The 18632-nt window shown below is 62.0% G+C and carries 11 protein-coding genes; 2 read left to right on the top strand and 9 right to left on the bottom strand.

The genetic code is table 11. The annotated features are described in order from the left end of the window. Positions 1 to 27: 27 nt before the first annotated feature. The 3 genes from ACPWMG_RS12115 to ACPWMG_RS12105 all read right to left on the bottom strand — a co-directional run bounded on the left by ACPWMG_RS12115 (position 28) and on the right by ACPWMG_RS12105 (position 4312). Complete coding sequence (locus ACPWMG_RS12115) at positions 28 to 1488, bottom strand: efflux RND transporter periplasmic adaptor subunit (protein WP_483304889.1); 1461 nt, start codon at positions 1486 to 1488, stop codon at positions 28 to 30. 304 nt (positions 1489 to 1792) lie between these two features. Further along, entirely contained in the window at positions 1793 to 3127 is a 1335-nt protein-coding gene (locus tag ACPWMG_RS12110; protein WP_483304888.1) for an MFS transporter, read from the bottom strand. A gap of 57 nt (positions 3128 to 3184) precedes the next feature. Next, positions 3185 to 4312 carry a M14 family metallopeptidase gene (locus ACPWMG_RS12105; RefSeq protein WP_483304887.1) on the bottom strand — a complete coding sequence of 376 codons (1128 nt, stop codon included), beginning with the start codon at positions 4310 to 4312 and terminating at the stop codon, positions 3185 to 3187. A gap of 144 nt (positions 4313 to 4456) precedes the next feature. Here ACPWMG_RS12105 and ACPWMG_RS12100 point away from each other — a divergent pair, with 144 nt between their 5' ends. Then, the gene (locus ACPWMG_RS12100; RefSeq protein WP_483304886.1) at positions 4457 to 5338 is read left to right on the top strand and encodes a LysR substrate-binding domain-containing protein; all 882 of its coding nucleotides are present in this window, start codon (positions 4457 to 4459) and stop codon (positions 5336 to 5338) included. Between the two features lie 14 nt (positions 5339 to 5352). Here ACPWMG_RS12100 and ACPWMG_RS12095 read toward each other — a convergent pair whose 3' ends face one another. From ACPWMG_RS12095 to purL, 6 genes are all read right to left on the bottom strand, one after another. Then, complete coding sequence (locus ACPWMG_RS12095) at positions 5353 to 7272, bottom strand: hypothetical protein (protein WP_483304885.1); 1920 nt, start codon at positions 7270 to 7272, stop codon at positions 5353 to 5355. Positions 7273 to 7589: 317 nt separating this feature from the next. After that, positions 7590 to 8765, bottom strand: a complete 1176-nt coding sequence (locus tag ACPWMG_RS12090) for a hypothetical protein (RefSeq protein ID WP_483304884.1) — start codon at positions 8763 to 8765, stop codon at positions 7590 to 7592. 38 nt (positions 8766 to 8803) lie between these two features. Further along, positions 8804 to 9751, bottom strand: a complete 948-nt coding sequence (locus ACPWMG_RS12085; RefSeq protein ID WP_483304883.1) for a helix-turn-helix transcriptional regulator — start codon at positions 9749 to 9751, stop codon at positions 8804 to 8806. Positions 9752 to 10159: 408 nt separating this feature from the next. After that, positions 10160 to 11098 carry a GGDEF domain-containing protein gene (locus ACPWMG_RS12080; protein WP_483304882.1) on the bottom strand — a complete coding sequence of 313 codons (939 nt, stop codon included), beginning with the start codon at positions 11096 to 11098 and terminating at the stop codon, positions 10160 to 10162. Between the two features lie 227 nt (positions 11099 to 11325). Next, positions 11326 to 13257 (bottom strand): hypothetical protein, encoded by a 1932-nt coding sequence (locus ACPWMG_RS12075; protein WP_483304881.1) that lies wholly within the window; start codon positions 13255 to 13257, stop codon positions 11326 to 11328. Positions 13258 to 13547: 290 nt separating this feature from the next. Beyond that, positions 13548 to 17591, bottom strand: coding sequence for a phosphoribosylformylglycinamidine synthase (purL, locus tag ACPWMG_RS12070; protein ID WP_483304880.1), 4044 nt, complete (start codon positions 17589 to 17591; stop codon positions 13548 to 13550). Between the two features lie 193 nt (positions 17592 to 17784). Here purL and map point away from each other — a divergent pair, with 193 nt between their 5' ends. Beyond that, complete coding sequence (gene map / locus ACPWMG_RS12065; RefSeq protein WP_483304879.1) at positions 17785 to 18615, top strand: type I methionyl aminopeptidase; 831 nt, start codon at positions 17785 to 17787, stop codon at positions 18613 to 18615. The last annotated feature ends 17 nt before the right edge of the window (positions 18616 to 18632 follow it).

Genomic DNA, 18632 nt, shown 5'->3' with positions numbered 1-18632 from the left:
CGCGGTGAGGGTTTCAACCGAACTAGATTAGGTGGGAACGCGTGATTGCGCCACGGTACTGCCCTTGGGCGCTTGCGCGTCGACGGGGCTGGCCGACCGGTTGGTGTTCGCCGGTCCGTTCATCGGATTCATTGGATTAATCGGGTTTGCCGGTACAGCAGAGTTGGCTGGATTTGGCGGTTGAATCGGCTGAATGGGCAGCGCCATGTGCGACACCGAGGTGAGGCAAGGGTTGCCCGCACGGGCGTTGGCGGAGGCTGCATCTGCCGAGGGCTTGGACGGGCCAGCCGCGGCAACCACTTTGCCTTCGCCGTTCTTGGCACCGTTGCCGCCCTCGGCCTTGGCGGCTTCTGTCTTGCCCGCCGTCAAGTCCACCACACGTACGGGCGAGCCGTCCTTTTGCAAACGCTGTTGCCCAGCCGTGACGACGCGGTCGTCGGGATTCAGGCCGTTCAAAATTTCCACTTTGCCTGGGCGGCGCACGCCCACTTTCACTTCCACCCGCTGGGTCACCAAGGTGTTGGCGTCCGGTCCTGGCACCAGGCGCAGCACAAACTGGCGGCCGCCTTGCGGGACGATGGCCTCTTCAGGCACGGTAATGGCGTTGTGGCGCTCACCAAACACGGCGCTCACGCGCGCAAACATGCCGGGGCGCAGTTGTTGCTGGCGGTTGTCGATGCACCCGCGCACGCCCACCGAGCGGCCGTTGGCGTCGACCAGCGGGTCGATGGCCAGCACCACGGCGGCAAACTTCTGGCCGGGCAAGGCGTCCAGCTCCAGGCTGGCGCGTTGGCCGCGCTGCACCTTGGGCTGGAAACGCTCGGGCAGACGGAAGTCGACATACAGCGCGTCCATGTCTTCGATGTTGACGATGTCGGCACCGTCTTTCAGGTAGTCGCCCACGTTGACTTGGCGGATACCGGCAATGCCGTCAAATGGCGCCACAATTTTCAGCCGCGCAGCCGTGGCACGCGCCAGCTCCAGCTTGGCCTGCGCCACTTGCAGGTTGGCGCCACTCTCGTCCACCGCGCGTTGGCTGATGAAGTTTTGCGCGACCAGATCCTGGTTGCGTTTATGGTTGGCATTGGCGATGGACAGCTCGGCCTCGCTTTGCTGCACCTGGGCTTGCGGGAGCTTGTCGTCCAGTTGCACCAAAAGTTGTCCGCGGCGCACACGTTCGCCGTCGCGGAAGTTGATGTGCACCACACGGCCACTGATTTCAGGACGCAGCATCACGCTTTGGCGCGAGCGCAAGCTGCCCACGGATTGCACGTCGTCGACCACGCGGGTCAAAGCCACCGAGGCCACTTCCACACTCGCTGCCTTTTCCGCACTTCCAGCATTGCCTGCGCCGCCACTCGCCACTTTGGCCTGCTCTGCGGAGCCAGCCGTCGCGCCACGCCCGGGCTGTTGCAGCCACCAGGCCCCACCAGAGGCAGCCGCAATGCCGGCCACTGCAATCACGCTATAAAAAATCTTGGAAGCCATGGGTAGTAATAATTTGTAATGCCAACCTAACCCGGCAATGTAGCAGCAGCGGGTGACATCGGCGAGGCCAGTAATCGGTTTTACGACTGCAATTTCCGCACCACGAGCGAAACTTGCGTTTACTTATTTGTTACGCATCTAAGCAAACCAGACACGTCAGCGTGGCATATCCCCTTGACACCGCCGAAGCCCGACAAGTTCAAAACATTGCACCAGACGTGAAAAAGCCTCTGGCGTATTGCACCGTCAAGGTGCCGCCAGAGGCTTGGAATGCCTGAGTCCAGGGCGTGGACTCGATGCAGACTTAGTACATCTTGAGCTTGCGAATCCGCAACAGCGCCACGATGCTGATAGCCGCCGCGCCCATCACGTAAAAGCTAGGGGCCAGCTTGTTGCCGGTGACGCTGATCAGCCAAGCGATGATGAACGGTGCAAAGCCGCCAAAAATGGTGACCGCAATGTTGTAGCCCAGCGACATGCCGGTGGTGCGCGCCTGGGTGGGGAACATTTCGGTCAGCAGCGCGGGCAACGGCCCAAAGTACACCACGGCCATCAAGCCAATGAAGACCTGCACCGCCAGCATGGCGTAAAAGCTAGGGTTAACACTGAGCCAATGGAATACCGGGTAGACCAGCACACCAAACAAAACGGCGGCGGTCAGCATCAAACCGGTGCGGCCCCATTTGTCGGACAGGTGGCCCACCACCGGGTTGAACACGGTCTGCACCACGCCGGTCGCAATGATGGCGGTGAACGCGGTCGATGCGGGCAAGCCGAGTTGCTTCACGGCAAAGGTGGGCATGTACAGAATGAGGTAAGACGACACGGTGCCCAACACCACGGCGCCAATCACCAGCAACAAGCGTTCTTTCTGGTTGGCAAAGGTCTCGGCCAGCGGCGCGTGGTCGGCAGCGCGGTGGCGCATCTCGGCCTTGGCCGCCAGAAACTCGGGCGTTTCGTCCACGTGTTTGCGGATGTAGTAAGCCACGGGCGCAATCAGCAGGCCAAAGATGAACGGAATGCGCCAGCCCCACGATTGCATTTGCTCGGGGCTCAACTGGTTGTTCAGTACCGCGCCAAAGGCCGCCGCCAACAGCGTAGTCATGCCCTGGCTGGCCCCCTGCCAACTGGCGTAGAAGCCACGGCGCTTGGGCGCGTATTCGGCCAGGAAAGCCGTGGCGCTGCCAAACTCACCACCGGCCGAAAAGCCCTGGATCATGCGCGCCAACACAATGCCGGCTGGCGCCCACAGGCCAATCGCGTCATACGTGGGCATGCAGGCAATCATCAAGGTGCCGATGGTCATGAGCGCGATGGAGAACATCAGCGCCGCCTTGCGCCCCACCTTGTCGGCATACACCCCAAGCACCAGCGCACCCAGCGGCCGCATGAAGAAAGACACGCCAAACGTGCCCAGCGTGAGCAGCAGCGACACGGTGTCGTCACCGGTCGGAAAGAACAGCTTGGCGATGGTGACGGCGAAAAAGCCGTAGACCACCAGGTCAAACCATTCCAACGCATTGCCGATGGTGGCGGCGGCGATGATGCGCCAACCACCGGGCGGCGCGTTGGCGGCATCGTGGGTGGTGGCAGTTGACGCTGCGCTGGCGTCGAAGGGGGAGTTCACGGTACGTTCCATCTGCGGGCTCGGGGTTAGGGAATGGGATATCGAGGGGAGAAAACCAGAAACGAAACTTCAGGATTGAGACAGGCCCAGGACAGCCTGCAAGATGGCCACACGGTTTTGGCCCAACACCATGCCGCGCCACACGTCGTCGCGGCCAGAGAAGGCGTTGAACATCGCTTGGCGGATTTGCAGGGCCAGCGCGGCGGGCGCATTGGGGTGGGCGCGCAGCCAGGCTTCGCCACGCAAGGCATCAACCATGTTTTCAAACGGCACCGTGCCGTATTCCAGCGCCATCAAGGTGCAGCGCGAGTTGGGGCATGCGCCGTAGATGGTGGAAGACAAATTGCCCGTCACGTCGGCCGAGGTGGACTTGCCGGCAAACGGCACCGCCATGTCGCTGCCCCACCAGCGGCCCGCGCGGGCGACTTCGGCCTCGTCGCGGCGGCCCGCAAAAATCTTCTCGGCATGGCCATAAGGGCCTAGGCCGGTGTGCACGTCGATCCAGCCAATATCGGCAAACGGCGCCGCATAGGTGCGCAGAATGTGCTCCAAATTTTGCAGCGACTGGCTGCGCGCGGCACCACCGTAGAACACACCGCCCGCATGGGTGTATTGGCCTTTCGACACCGCATCGCGATAGCCCACTGCGCCGTGTTCGGCGATGTAGTCGGCCTTGGCCTGTTGGTTCTCGGCCGTAGGCGGCCAGGCGGCGGGCACCAGCACATCGTGCAAGCCGGCATAAGGCGCGTTTACCGGCAACGGCTTGGCAAAGTCTTGCGCGTTGCGGTTCAGGTCAATGTTGTTTTCGTTGGTGCGGCTCAGCCATGAAAAACCATAGGGGTTGATGGCGTGCACCAGCAGCAGCGCGACGCCCGCATTCGCCGCGCGTGCCAGCAGCGCATCGTCGGCCAGCAACTGCAACTGGCAGGCCGAGCCGCAGAAACCTTCCACGCCGTGGGTGGCCGAGGTGATCAACAACAGCTTGGTGGCGGCCTGGCCGTTCGGCAAATCGATCATGGCCACGTCGGTGCTCAGGCTTTCGCCTTCAGCGCCCACGGCGTCGATGGCGAAACTGGCCATCTCCGCACCGCGTGCCCGCGCCGCCATCACAAACCGCTCGCGCGCCTGCTGGTAAGTGCTGGAGAAAAAATGCTCGGCCGGCATGGCCGAGGGGTTGTAAACAGGCGGTTTTTCCATGGCACTTCAGCGGTTTTTTGCGCTTCGTTATTTCGTAATGAACTAATGCTATAGAGTCACTTGTATAAGCAAAAGACAAAATTTTCATCACTACGATCAGCTTTTGTTGTCACCCCAATCCGTCAGCATTCAAACGATTCACCCGTGAAACCGCAGCAGCTCAAAACCTTCATCACGGTGGCCGAATGCCGCAGCATCCGCTCGGCGGCGCGTGCCTTGTATGTGTCGCAACCGGCGGTCACGCGCACCATTCGCGAGCTGGAACTTGACTTGGATGTCGAGCTGGTGCACCGCAGCGTCAATGGCGTGGAACTGACCCAGGCCGGCCACGCCTTCTACGCCCGCGCCAACCTGCTGCTGGAAGAAATGCGCCGGGCACGCGAGGAGTTGAGCTTTTTGAAGGCCGGTGGCCATGGCCGTGTGGCGGCCGCAGTGACTACCGCCGTGGGCCTGACGGTGCTGCCCCAAGCCCTGCAGGCGTTTACCGACCGCATGCCGCAGGCGCACATCCGGCTGACCCAAGACTCGGGCATGGCCGCACACAAAAAGCTGCAAGACGGCTCGCTCGATTTCATCGTGGCCAACACCATTCCGGGCGGCCCGACGGACGAGTTCAGTTATCTGCCGCTGTTTGAAATGGCCCTGGCGGTGGGCGTGCGCGCCGAACACCCGTGTGTCAACGCGCGCACCCTGCGCGAGCTGCAAGAGCAAACCTGGCTGGTGCCCTCACTCGACCGCGACTACCACTCGCGCCTGTTCCTCTCGCGCGGGCTGGAGCTGCCCTCGCGCATTCTGGAATGTGAGTCGTTCGACGTCGCCATCCACCTGATGTCACGCCTCGACCTGGTGGCCATCGTCACCGCCAACCAGTTCGACGAACAACTCGGCACCCGCGGCATCCGCGCCCTGCCCCTGCGCGAAAACTTCGCACCGGTGCAGGTGAGCGTGGTGACCCTGCGCAACAGCCGCTTGACGCCTGCGGCGCAGTGTTTGGTGGAGTGTTTGCAGGCGAGTATTCAGCGCTAGTGCTGCGTGGCGGTTTATGGGGTGATGGTCGGCAAGCCGAGTTGGCTGAGGACCGCGTTGCCGGCAGTGCCGTTTAGACGCGTTACTTTGGAAGTACTGAGCTTGCTCTTGAAGCCGTAGTACACCTTGCCGCCACGCTCCACAAACACGCGCTCAGAAGTCAAGCCCGCCATCTGCACCGGAAACCCGCTCAGCGTCATGACACGGGCGTCACCCAGAGTGGTGATGGCATAGCTGCCTTTGCCAATAGGGGCGCAGTTGCGGGACAACGATGAACTGGCACTGGCGTTTGCGGCCTGAGGGCAAGCCAAGAAGGTAACGACCGTGCTATTTCCACCATCAAAGGCCACACGGTAACCTGTGTTGCCGCTGAAGTAGCTTGTAGCAGAAGCGGTGCCAAGTGGCGAGGTTCCAATATTGCCCAGCGAAAAAGTACTCCCGCCGAAAACCAGTTCGGGATCCGGTCCGCTGTAGGTCGCGCCATTGCCCGCAGCAAAGGAATTCTGAAAATAGAGACACGGTTTTCCCGTCGCACGTGCCACCAGTAATTCAAGGGTCACATCCGAGCTTGTCGTCATGTCGGAATAACAAGCAGCAAGGCCATCGGGGCGCGGGTCTCCACCCTGCACTGCAGCTGCGGACCTTACTGTGAGGATATTGCTGTCGCGAACGTCGTAGGTGATGGAGTTTTCCGTGGTGGTGTCGGATTGCACATGTAGTTTTGACCCAGACGGGAAGGTGGCACCACCCACACTGGCGGTTACCGGGTCACTAAACCATGTGGGGGCCTTGCCCCAGTTACCGCCGTCGGTTCGGGTTCCTTGGATCAAGGTAAAAACACTGGGCATGGTTTTGCCGGTGATGTCCGTCGACACCCGTTGGTTCGTTCCTTTGCTAACGCCATCGCAAAAGTTGTACGTGCTCCGGCCCTGTGCGTCACGTATCGTGCCCAGCGACAACGTATCTACCGTGCATGCCACCCAGGCACTGCCGTTCCAATGCAAATCACCGGTACGAAGAGGATCGTTGTTGTTCGCCCAGACAGTTTCCACGCCGTTTTGCATGAGATGACGAATACTGCGGTTACGCGTAAGGCCAGCGCTGTCGGGGGTGTCTTCCGCAGCGCTCCACGTAAAGATACGGGTGTACCAGTTGTTGGCATCACCCACATTGATCCAATCTAGCGAAAAACCGGCGGTGGGCGTGGCAGACGAAGGTTCTGCAACCAGAACGATTTTGCTCAGCGCCACAGCGGCTGCCAATGCGCTGGCAGTCAACCCATTGTTGGTGACCACTGTTCCCGCAGCACTGTCCACTGCATTTTTACAAGCGGCAGAGGCTTTATCGGCACATGCGTTGACCACCGTGGAATCGCTACCAGCGACCACCGCGGCCGACAGCAAAGTGGTAATTTGGGCCATGATGGCCTTTTGGATATCGGCAGCAGCCATCACCGTGCCGCTGCTGTCTGTTTGGCCAACCAGCCCGCCAAGGGCGTTGCTTTGGTTCTGGATCGCGGCAACCAATACGCGTGCCGCATTTGCCGCAGCGTTGTCGCCAGCGGCCACGTAGTTGGCGAATGGCGAATTCGGTAAACCGGTTTGCGACTGCAGGGTATCGGCCGCCACTTGAGAACTGACACCCGTAGACGCAACCACAAACTGAACGGCGGTTGTCAACGGGCTCACCACGGCCGTTTTGTCGGCTGGGGCGCTCAGGGTATAGGCGGTAGTCACAGGGCCGCTGTCAGCGTCCACAGCTCCCACCGGCACCACCACCACGACCGGGTACTTGCCCACATCACCCTCAGGCACAGCAATGGTGGCATTACCGTTCGCATCTGTCGCAGCCGCGGCCAAAATATCACCGGTTTCACACTGCCCATCGCCGTTCACATCCAGGCAAACCGTTGCGCCTGCAATCAGCCCGTCCATCACCGTGACCGGCACACTGGCCGTGGCGACTACCGGTGCGGGAGCCGGCGCTGGCGCCGCAGGATCCGTGACCGGCACGGGTGCAGGAGCCGGTGAGCTGCCAGACAAGAGGCTGCCGCCCCCACCCCCACCGCCGCAGGCGGTCAAGACAGATACCGCAGCCACTGCTGCGCCAAGACAAGCCATTCGAACAGTTTTGATCACGATGAAGCCCTCCAGTTAGGTATGTGCGTTTCGAATGAAAAGCACTTCATCGTTATCCCGGGTCAAACTGCACGCATCCCATGATCGTGGGATGCGACTCCCTGCCCTTACTGCTATGCAGCACTTAGCGCCAGCAGCATCTTCAGCAGATCGGCTTGCCGGTGTGTGCCGCTTTTAGCGTAAACCGTCTTCAGTTGGCTCTTGAAGGTGTGTGGCGTCACGCCCAAGCGCTGGGCCATGTCTTCGGCCGTGCCACCTTGCAGCATTTGCAATGCGGCGCGCGCCTCGGCCGGAGTCAAACCAAACAATTCGCTCAGCAGCGTGGGCGATACGCGCGAAGCGGCAGCCAGGTCGTATAGGAAAACAATGGCGCGCGGGGTCTCAACACCGACCGACAGCGCTGAGGCTTGGCCCAGCGGCGCCACATGCACCACGCAAGCCGGTTTGCCATCCGCATCGGGCAACACCAGCGCGTTAGAGAAATGATCAGGTACACCGGCCAGCGGTTGCACCGCGTCACGCAGCGCTTTCTGAAAAGAATCTTCGTGCTGATGAAGGCAAGGAACCAGCGTGAGGCGATCACCCAGGCCCACAGCCACTCCAGCTTTGAGCACCACGGCGTTCTGCTGCCCCAAATGCTGAAGCGCTGCAGCATTGCAAAACTGCACCGCGCCGCGCCCATCCAACAGCAGCACACCAGAAGCCAGACGCTCCAGCGCGGCGTGCGACGCCGCCACTTGAAACGCGTCGTCACGCAGGTGGAACATGACACCTAGAGCACGTGACACATGCAGGTTGAGGCGCCGCAAGATCTCCACTTGCTGTTGTTCAAACAGTGGGCTGCGCTCGGAGCGGTGAACCGACATGACGGTGGGAATTTTGTGCGCGTCCACCGCGTCGAACACGATGCTGAAACACAACTGCCCAACGTCCATCCGCTTAAAAACGCGCTTATAAAACGGCGTTTTCACCATCTCCTCGTAGGGCACAAGATCGACACCCATCATGGTGACGCCATCGGCAAACAGCCCGCGCTCTATGCATGCCCGCTCATAAGGGTCGCCTAGCCCTGCTGGAGATGCCCAGCATTCAACCATTTCGGCTGGCAGGTTGAAATCAATGGCGAACCCACCTTGCGCAGGCCTATGCAGAGGCGTGAACACCAAGCTATGCGAGGCCTCACACGCTTGGGCGATGGCCTTCATGGCGCTTGGCCAATGCGCGGGCTCGAGCGCGGCGTCGTAGATGCGATGGACCAGGTCGTCGTAACGCGAGAAATCGATCGCCATATGGCTCGCCCTCCAATAGGTCAGGCATACAACACGCTCTAAGCCGCGCTCAAGGCCAGCAGCATCTTCAGCAGATCGGCCTGGCGGTGGGTACCACTTTTGGCGTAAACCGTTTTCAGTTGGCTCTTGAAGGTGTGCGGCGTTACGCCCAGGCGCTGGGCCATGTCTTCGGCCGTGCCACCTTGCAACATTTGCAATGCGGCGCGCGCCTCGGCCGGAGTCAAACCAAACAACTCACTCAGCAGCGTGGCGGGAACACGCGAGGCGGCAGCAAGGTCATACAGAAAAACAATGGCGCGCGGGGCATCTACGCCAACCGACAGCGCCGAGGCTTGGCCGAGAGGCGCCACGTGCACCACGCAACCTGGTTTGCCATCAGCATCGGGCAGCAGCAGCGCGTTGGAAAAATGGTCTGGCACACCTGCCAGCGGTTGCACCGCCTCGCGCAGCGCCTTCTGGAAGTGCCCCTCATTCTGGTGCAGGCGTGGGGCCAGCGTGAGACGATCGCCGGCGCCAACGCCAGCATTAAGCCGTACGGCCTTTTGCGCGCGCAGATGCTGCTGCGCTGCGGCATTGGAAAATTGCACCGCACCGCGCGCATCCAATAGCACCACGCCAGAAGCCAAACGATCCAGCGCAGCATGCGAGGCCGCCACCTGAAAGGCACTGTCACGCAAGTGGAACATCACGCCCAAGGCGCGCGACACATGCAAATTCAAGCGCCGCAAAATCTCGACCTGCAGACGTTCAAACAGGGCATCGCGCTCGGAACGATAGACGACGATGACGGTTGGAATCTTATGCGCATCTACCGCATCGAACACGATACTTGAACACACCTGCCCCACGTCCATGGGCTGAAAGGTGTGCTGGTAAAACGGGGTTTGCACCAGCGCCTCGTAAGGCACCAGGTCGGTTCCCATCATGGTGGTGCCATCGGTGAACAGGCCGCGCTCCACACTGGCCCGCGCGTACGGGTCGTCCAATCCAGTCGGAGACGCCCAACGCTCCACCACATAGGCGGGAAGATTGAAATCTATTGCAAACCCGCCGTGTGGGGGCGTGCATGGGGGTGAACATCACACTCCGCGTGGCATCACACGCCTGAGCAATGGCCTCCATGGTGGCGGGCCAATGAGATGGCTCCATGGCCGAATCGTAGATACGGTGAACCAGGTCGTCGTAACGCGCGAAGTCGATATCCATGAGGCCTCCCTGTAGAGCCGAGATGATTCTCGGCTTAGCCCAGCAGGAGACCAAACGCTTTGCCGCGTCAACAGTACCTAATTTTCAGATGACGCAGCACCTATGTCAGTGGGCGGCAGACATGCACCCAGGCGGCCCAAAGCGGCCCAAGGCGGCATCATTGCGCGCACGCTCTGCCGTGTGCAAAGTCACCTTGGGACGGTGCACACCGTGCAGTTGCGTCCCGCCGCCTTGGCCTCATAAAGCGCCTGATCCGCGCGGTGGAACACCTGCTCCAGGCTGTCGCCCGCACACACGTCGGCAATGCCGGCAGAAAACGTGTAGCCGCATGCAGGCCAAGACGGCAGTGGTCGCGCCTGCCGCACCTCGGCATGCAGGCGCGCCACCACCGACTCGGCTTGCTTCACACTCAAGGCTGGCAACAGCAGCATGAACTCTTCACCGCCCACGCGCCCCACTACATCGGTAGCGCGCAGCGCATGGCGCGAGCGGTGGGCAAAGTCTTGCAGGATGGTGTCGCCAGCAGGGTGGCCCAGTTCGTCGTTGATGCGCTTGAAGTGGTCCAGATCGGCCATCACCACGCTGAGCTGATCGCCGCTGTTCAATAGGTTGTCCAGCAGTTGGCTGAGTTGCGCCAGCACATAACGCCGGTTGCCAATGCCGGTGAGCGTGTCGGTATTGGCTGCCGCCACGGCCAGGTCGCGGGCGTGCCGCAGCGCGTGTTCGCTGGCCTTGAGTTGGGTGATGTCGGTGGCAATGCACAGCATAGAACCATCGGGCTGGCGGGTTTCGGTCATCCAGACCCAGCGACCATCGTGCAGATCGGACTCGAAGGCGCGAAACGGCACGCTGCCCCGCCGTGTTTGCGCGGCCACCAGCCATGGTTCGAAATCGTCGGTCGAGAGGATCACGCCGCGCCGGTGGGTGTGGTTGTCGCGCAGCAGTTCGGCCCAGGTCATGCCCAGCCGCCCGTGGTAGGCCGCCAGAAACGCCGGGTTCGCCTGGCGCAAGCGGTCTTGCGGATCAAACCAGGCGGCCAAGACGCCCGAGTGCTGCAGTAGCGCAGCCAGGTCCGGCACATCGGCCGTGGAGGGTGCTTCAGATGAAGGCGTGGATACATCGCGCATGGATTTCCCTTGCAGAGCCATGAAGCGATTTCAGGTTAGCACAGGGCCTAGGCCCTGAAACGCCAAATGGTGGCCTGCGGGCGCCAATGCGGGTTTATCCGCAACACAAGCCGCTCCCCAAAAACAAAAGGGGCGAAGCCTTCTGGCCTCGCCCCTCTGCGCGGTCCCCACACCATCCGGTGGCGTGGGTTAGCGGCTTCAACTCACAGCAGGTTCGCCGCTTGCGCTCAAGGTGTGTAAGCAGGCAGGCCAAGCTGCGTGAGTACGGCATTACCCGCAGTGCCGTTCAAACGCACCACCATCGCCGAACTCAGTTTGTCCTTGTAGCCCCAATAGACCTGCCCACCGCGCTCGACAAACACCCGCTCGTAGTCAAGCAACGCCATCTGCGCCGGGAAGCCGGAGAACGACATCACCCGAGCATCACCCATCGTGGTGATGGTGTACGTGCCTGTGCCAATGCTGTCGCAGTTGCGCGTGGAATCGTTGTCGGCGCGCTGCAAGCATTGGTAGAACGTCACCGCATTGCTGCTGCCACCGGCAAAGCCCACGCGGAAACGCTGGTTGGTGGTGTAGTAACTGGTCATGGTGTTCTGGCCATAAGGTGCCGATCCAAACGTGCCAAGAGAAGCCGCCGAACGCCCCCAACCTTCGTTTCGAGCACCACTGCTGTAGACCACGCCATTACCGCCCATCACCGTACCTGGGTTGTAGATACAGGCCTTGCCAGGGTTGCGCGCGACCAATAGCTCCAGGGTCACGGTTTCGAACTCAGGCGTATCCGCGTTGCAAGCCACACCAGCATTGGCTCGCGCATCACCGCCAGCCGCCACGTCTGCCGCAGACACTTTGACGACATTGCTTTGGCGCACGTCGTAACCAATCGCCGTCTCGGTCCACGTATCACCTTGCACATTCAACTTCGAATCGGCAGGAAAACTGGCGTTGCCCACGGTTGCCGTCACGCTACCGTAAAACCAGCTCGGCGCCTTGCCCCAGTTGGCCGCGTTGGTGCGGGTGGCTTGAATGAGTGCAAAAACACTACTCATCGACTTGCCGGAAATGTCGGTCGTCACGCGTTGCGTCTTGCCTTTGCTAAGGTTGTCGCAATAGCTGTAGCTGCTGCGGCCCTGCGCGTCTCGCACCGTCGTTTGGCTGAACGTTTCGACGGTGCAGCCCACCCAGGCACTGCCGTTCCAGTGCAGATCGCCGGAGCGCGACGGATCAGACCCATAAGCCCACGAGATTTCACCATTGTTCACCTTTTGGTGCCGGAGGATGCGGTAGCGCAGAAGACCATTGCTATCGACCGTGTTGTCGGCAGCGCTAGATGTCACCACGCGCGTATACCAGTTGTTGGCGTCGCCGGCATTCACCCAATCGAGCGCAAACGATGCTGTAGGCGTGGCGGGCGCCGGGTCGGCTGCAGCCACCGTTTTACTCAACGCCACGGCACCGGCAACCGTTGAAGTGGTCAAGCCGTTGTTGGCGACCAATGTCATGACCGCCGTATCAATGGCGCTTTTGCAAGCAGCGGAAGTTCTGACTTCGCATGCACTCGTGACAGTGGCACTACTGCCTGCGGCCACCGCGGCGGTCAGCAAATCACCAGAACGCGCCATTACGGCTTTTTGAATGTCGGCCGCCGTCATCGGCACGCCAAAGCTGTCGTTTTGCCCAACGGCAGCCTTCAAACTCTCAAACTGGCTTTGAATACTGGACACCAAAACACGGGCCGCATTGCCTGCCACGGTGTCTTTTGATGCGACGTAGTTGGCCAGCGGCGAGTTGACCAAGCCCGCTTGCGACTGCACCGAGGCAGCCGCAGCGCTCGTGGTCACTCCAGTGGAGGCCACAACAAATTGCACCACAGTGGTCAACGGACTCACAACTGCGGGCTGGTCTGCTGGCGCCGTCATCGTGTAGGCGGTGGTGACGGCACCGCTGTCGGCATCTACGGCGCCCACGGGTACGGACACGACCACCGCATATTTGCCCACGTCAGCCGTTGGCACGGCCAGGGTTGCACGACCGCTGCTATCCGTAGCGGCCGTGGCCATGATGTCGCCCGTTTCACAGGTGCCATTGGCGTTGACGTCCAGACACACTGTGGCACCTGAAATCAGGCCGTCCATCACGGTCACCGCAACATTGGTCATTGGCACCGGTGCAGGTGCCGGGGCCGGACCTGCAACGGGACTGCTCCCACCTCCCCCTCCTCCACAAGCCGCCAAAGCGGCAATGGCGACACTCAAGCTGGCAATTTTTAAGTTGTTCTGCACTAGGAAATTCCTTGGATTGATGTGGGCGTGCTTTTCGGAAAAGCGATCGATCCTAATACAAAACTTTACATTTCTTGACGTGTCAAAAAAGGGATTCTTTATGACGAAAAAAAGCCCATGCCGCTTGTTAACGGCATGGGCTTCTTGTGAGGGGGAACGGCGGGAGCCTAGCCCACCCAACGGCGCGCGTTGCGCCAGATCTGCAGCCATGGGCTGGCGGCGCTGGTATCGCCGCTGGTCCAGCTCATTTGCACGTTGCGGAATACGCGCTCGGGGTGCGGCATCATGGCGGTGAAGCGGCCGTCGGCGGTAGTCACGGCGGTCAGGCCGCCGGCGCTGCCGTTCGGGTTGAACGGGTAGGCAACGGTTGCTTGGCCGTGGTTGTCCACATAACGCATCGCGGCCAGGGCCTTGGTGGCGTCGCCACGTGCCGAGAAGTTGGCGTAGCCTTCACCGTGCGCCACGGCGATGGGCAAGCGCGCGCCGGCCATGCCTTGCAGGAACACGCTGGGGGAATCAAGCACTTCGACCATCGACAAGCGCGCTTCAAAGCGCTCGCTCTTGTTGGTGGTGAAGCGCGGCCAGTCTTGCGCGCCGGGGATGATGTCGGCCAGTTCGGCAAACATCTGGCAGCCATTGCACACGCCCAGCGCCAAGGTGTCGGGGCGCGCAAAGAAGGTTTGGAACTGCTCGGCCAGCACTTGGTTGAAAGTGATGGAACGTGCCCAGCCAATGCCGGCACCCAGGGTGTCACCGTAGCTGAAGCCACCGCAGGCCACCACGCCCATGAAGTCAGCCAACTTGGCTCGGCCGCTTTGCAGGTCGGTCATGTGCACGTCATAGGCTTCAAAACCAGCCTCGGTGAAGGCGTAAGCCATTTCCACGTGCGAGTTGACGCCCTGCTCGCGCAGCACCGCCACCTTGGGGCGCGAGGTCAACACGGCAGGAGCGGCCGGTTGGTTCGAACCAAAAGTTGGCGGCAGGTAGACATGCATGCCGGGGTCATCTTCGCGGCCGGCGGCAGCGTGTTCGGCATCGGCACAAGCCGGGTTGTCGCGCTGTTGGTTGATCTTCCAGCTCACGCTGTCCCACACCTGGTGCAGGTCGGACAGCTTGGCCGAGAACACCGCCTTGGTATCGCGCCAGACCTGGATTTCGCCTACGCCGACGTTCATGCCCGGCGTGCCGCCTGCGGGGCGGGTCTTGCCGATGATGTGGCTGTTTTGGCTCAGGCCGTGCTCGCGCAGGGTTTGCATCACGGCGTCGCGCTCGACGGTGCGCACTTGCAGCACCACGCCGAGTTCTTCGCTGAACAGCGCCTTCAGGGTGAGTTCCTCGCGGCGTGCGCTGACCTGGCTGGCCCAGTTCTTCGCGTCGCCACTGTCCATACGGCTGTCGGAAATGCCGTCGCCCTCGGTCACCAGCATGTCGACGTTCAGCGCCACGCCGACGTGGCCGGCAAACGCCATTTCGCAGACGCTGGCAAACAGGCCGCCGTCGCTGCGGTCGTGGTAAGCCAGGATGCGGCCTTGGCTGCGCAGCAAGTTCACGGCCTTGACCAGGCTCACCAGGTCTTGCGGGTGGTCGAGATCCGGCACGCAGTCGCCCACTTGGCCGAGCACTTGCGCCAGGATGCTGCCGCCCATGCGGTTTTGGCCACGGCCCAGGTCGACCAGCACCAGCGTGGTGTCGGCCTCGACGGTGCTGAGTTGTGGCGTGAGGGTGTTGCGCACATCGCCCAGGGTGGCGAAGGCGGTGACGATCAAGCTCACGGGCGAGGTGACTTTCTTCGCCTCGCCGCCGGCGTCTTTCCACTGCGTGCGCATCGACAAGCTGTCTTTGCCCACGGGGATGGAGATGCCCAGCGCCGGGCAGAGCTCCATGCCCACGGCGCGCACGGTGGCGTACAACGCGGCGTCTTCGCCGGGTTCTCCGCAGGCGGCCATCCAGTTGGCCGAGAGCTTGACGCGGGGCAGTTCAATCGGCGCGGCCAGCAGGTTGGTGATGGCTTCGGCCACGGCCATGCGGCCGGAGGCTGGTGCGTCAATCGCGGCCAGCGGGGTGCGTTCGCCCAGGCTCATGGCTTCGCCGCCAAACCCGGCATAGTCGGCCAGCGTCACGGCCACGTCGGCCACAGGCACTTGCCAAGGGCCAACCATCTGGTCGCGGTGCGACAGGCCGCCCACGGTGCGGTCGCCAATGGTGATCAAGAAGCGCTTGGAGGCCACCGTGGGGTGGGCCAGCACGTCGATGGCGGCTTGCTGCAGCGCCACGCCGGTGAGGTTGACCGGCGCGAACTGGCGCGCCACGGTTTGCACGTCGCGGCGCATCTTGGGCGGCTTGCCCAAGAGCACGTTCATCGGCATGTCGACTGGCGCGGGGCCAGTCGATTCGGCATCGGACAGCACCAGTTGGCGCTCTTCGGTGGCCGTGCCGATCACGGCGAACGGGCAGCGCTCGCGCTCGCACAGCGCGGTGAACTGCGCCAGCGATTCAGGCGCGATGGCCATCACGTAACGCTCTTGGCTTTCGTTGCTCCAAATCTCTTTGGGCGACATGCCGCTTTCTTCAAGCTTCACGGCACGCAGGTCGAAGCGAGCGCCACGGCCGGCGTCGTTGGTCAGCTCGGGGAAGGCATTGGACAGACCACCCGCGCCCACGTCGTGGATCGCCAGGATGGGGTTCTTGTCGCCTTGCAGCCAGCACTGGTTGATGACTTCTTGCGCACGGCGCTCAATCTCAGGATTGCCGCGTTGCACCGAGTCGAAGTCGAGTTCGGCAGCGTTGGCACCCGTGGCCATGGAACTGGCCGCGCTGCCGCCCATGCCGATGCGCATGCCGGGGCCGCCCAACTGGATCAACAGCGAGCCGGCGGGGAAGACGATCTTGCTGGTTTGCTCGGCGTCGATGGCACCCAAGCCGCCGGCGATCATGATGGGCTTGTGGTAGCCGCGGCGGATGGTGTCCACGTCGGACGTGACCGTCTGCTCGTATTCGCGGAAGTAGCCCAGCAGGTTGGGCCGGCCGAATTCGTTGTTGAACGCAGCGCCGCCCAGCGGGCCTTCGATCATGATCTGCAGCGGGCTGGCGATGTGCTCGGGCTTGCCGTAGGCGGTGGCGGCGGTTTCGCCGCCGGCAGGCCACAGGTTCGAGACAGTAAAGCCCGTCAGGCCGGCCTTGGGGCGCGAGCCGCGGCCGGTGGCGCCTTCGTCGCGGATTTCGCCACCCGCGCCGGTCGAGGCGCCGGGGAAAGGCGAGATCGCCGTGGGGTGGTTGTGGGTTTCCACCTTCATCAGCACGTGGCTCAAAGCACTATGATTTTCGTAGCTGACGACACTCTCTCCACCTACGCCAACAGTCGATTTGGCTTGAAAGCGCTGGATGTTCAGGCCTTCCATCACCGAAGCGTTATCCGAGTACGCCACCACCGTGTGCGCGGGTGCCAGTTGGTGGGTGTTGCGGATCATGGCGAACAGGCTCTTGTCCTGCTCGGCGCCGTCGATCACGAATTCGGCGTTGAAGATTTTATGGCGGCAGTGTTCGCTGTTGGCCTGGGCGAACATCATCAGTTCAACGTCGCTCGGGTTGCGCTTGAGCTGCGTGAAGGCGGCAAGCAGGTAGTCGATTTCGTCGTCGGCCAGGGCCAGGCCGAAGGTGCGGTTGGCCGTCTCCAGAGCTTCGCGGCCACCGCCGAGCACGTCCACCTGCGCCAGGGGCGCGGCGGGCAGCGATTCAAACAGGGCACGGGCCTGGGCGCGCTCGGGCAGCACGCTTTCGGTCATGCGGTCGTGCAGCAGAGCGGCGACTTGCTCTTGCTGCTCGGCGCTCAGCGTGGGTACTTTGCCCAGCAGGCCGGGCTTCAGGCTCAGGCGGTATTCGGTCAAACGCTCGACGCGGCGCACCGACAGGCCGCAGTTGTGCGCAATGTCGGTGGCCTTGGAGGCCCAAGGCGACACCGTGCCCACGCGCGGGCTGACAATCAGCGCGGCGCCATCGGCCGCACCGACGTACGGGTCACCGTAGTTCAACAGCGCTTGCCAGCGCGCCTGTTCGGCCTCGCTCAGCGCGTGGTCGGTGGCGACCACGTGGACAAACCGGGCCGCAATGCCCACGATCTTCTCGTGGATAGTTTGCAGGCGGGGCAGGAGTTGCTGGGCGCGGAAATCGCTGAGGGCATTGCCCCCGTCGAACTGGGTAAGGTGCAGGGTCACGTGGCGGCCTGTTTTGAGCTAGGTCTGCAGGGGTTTCGGCGCTTCGATGCAACCGCTGAATGGGGTTGCCCGAGGCCATCCGAAAAGTGGGCTTGGGGAAAACCAGGGATTTTAACCAAGGCTGAATCGCTGCATCGTGCCTTGACATTCATCCTTTCTGCACAGCGGCTTCTGCGGTGGGATAATTCCGGCCATGAGCATCAACATCAAAAGCGCCGCTGATATTCAGGGCATGCGCGAGGCTTGCCGTCTGGCCTCGGAGGTTCTGGACTACCTCACGCCGTTCGTGACCGCGGGCGTCACCACCAAAGAAATCGACCGCCTGGCCGGCGAATACATGGTCAACGTGCAGGGCACCCGCTCGGCCACGTTGGGCTACCAGCCACCGGGCTACCCGGCGTACCCGGCGTCGCTGTGCACCTCGCTGAACAACGTGGTGTGCCACGGCATCCCGAACGAGAAGCCGCTGAAAAAAGGCGACATCATGAACATTGATGTCACCGTGATCACCAAAGACGGCTGGTTTGGCGACAACAGCCGCATGTATTTGATTGGCGAAACGTCCATCGCCGCCAAGCGCCTGTGCCACGTCACCTTTGAGGCAATGTGGGTCGGCATCATGCAAGTCAAACCCGGCAACCGCCTGGGCGACGTGGGCCACGCCATCCAGAAGTTTGCCGAAGGCCATGGTTATTCGGTGGTGCGCGAGTTTTGTGGCCACGGCATTGGCAAGGTGTTCCACGAAGAGCCGCAAGTACTGCACTACGGCCGCCCCGGCACGCTTGAAGTCCTCAAGCCCGGCATGGTGTTCACCATCGAGCCCATGATCAACATCGGCCGACGCGAGATCAAGGAACATGGCAACGACGGCTGGACCATCGTCACCAAAGACCGCTCGCTTTCGGCTCAGTGGGAACACACCGTGCTGGTAACCGAAACCGGCTATGAGGTCATGACCATGTCGGCCGGCAGCCCTGCCACTCCCGCCTTTGTGAACGCTGAAACCCTGCCTGCCACCGCTTGACCACACGCCGAGCCCAC

It is taken from the genome of Hydrophilobacter chitinilyticus (assembly GCF_049860745.1).
Taxonomy (GTDB): domain Bacteria; phylum Pseudomonadota; class Gammaproteobacteria; order Burkholderiales; family Burkholderiaceae_C; genus Rhodoferax_B.
Note: the sequence above shows the minus strand (reverse complement) of the source record. Positions and strands in the feature narration are given on the sequence as shown.

Coding starts and splice junctions, on each gene's coding strand:
- map (WP_483304879.1), top strand. CDS start 17,785: ATGAGCATCAACATCAAAAGCGCCGCTGATATTCAGGGCATGCGCGAG.
- ACPWMG_RS12095 (WP_483304885.1), bottom strand. CDS start 7,272: ATGGACGGGCTGATTGCAGGCGCAACGGTTTGCCTGGATGTGAACGGC.
- ACPWMG_RS12110 (WP_483304888.1), bottom strand. CDS start 3,127: ATGGAACGTACCGTGAACTCCCCCTTCGACGCCAGCGCAGCGTCAACT.
- ACPWMG_RS12115 (WP_483304889.1), bottom strand. CDS start 1,488: ATGGCTTCCAAGATTTTTTATAGCGTGATTGCAGTGGCCGGCATTGCG.
- ACPWMG_RS12080 (WP_483304882.1), bottom strand. CDS start 11,098: ATGCGCGATGTATCCACGCCTTCATCTGAAGCACCCTCCACGGCCGAT.
- ACPWMG_RS12105 (WP_483304887.1), bottom strand. CDS start 4,312: ATGGAAAAACCGCCTGTTTACAACCCCTCGGCCATGCCGGCCGAGCAT.
- ACPWMG_RS12075 (WP_483304881.1), bottom strand. CDS start 13,257: ATGACCAATGTTGCGGTGACCGTGATGGACGGCCTGATTTCAGGTGCC.
- ACPWMG_RS12090 (WP_483304884.1), bottom strand. CDS start 8,765: ATGGCGATCGATTTCTCGCGTTACGACGACCTGGTCCATCGCATCTAC.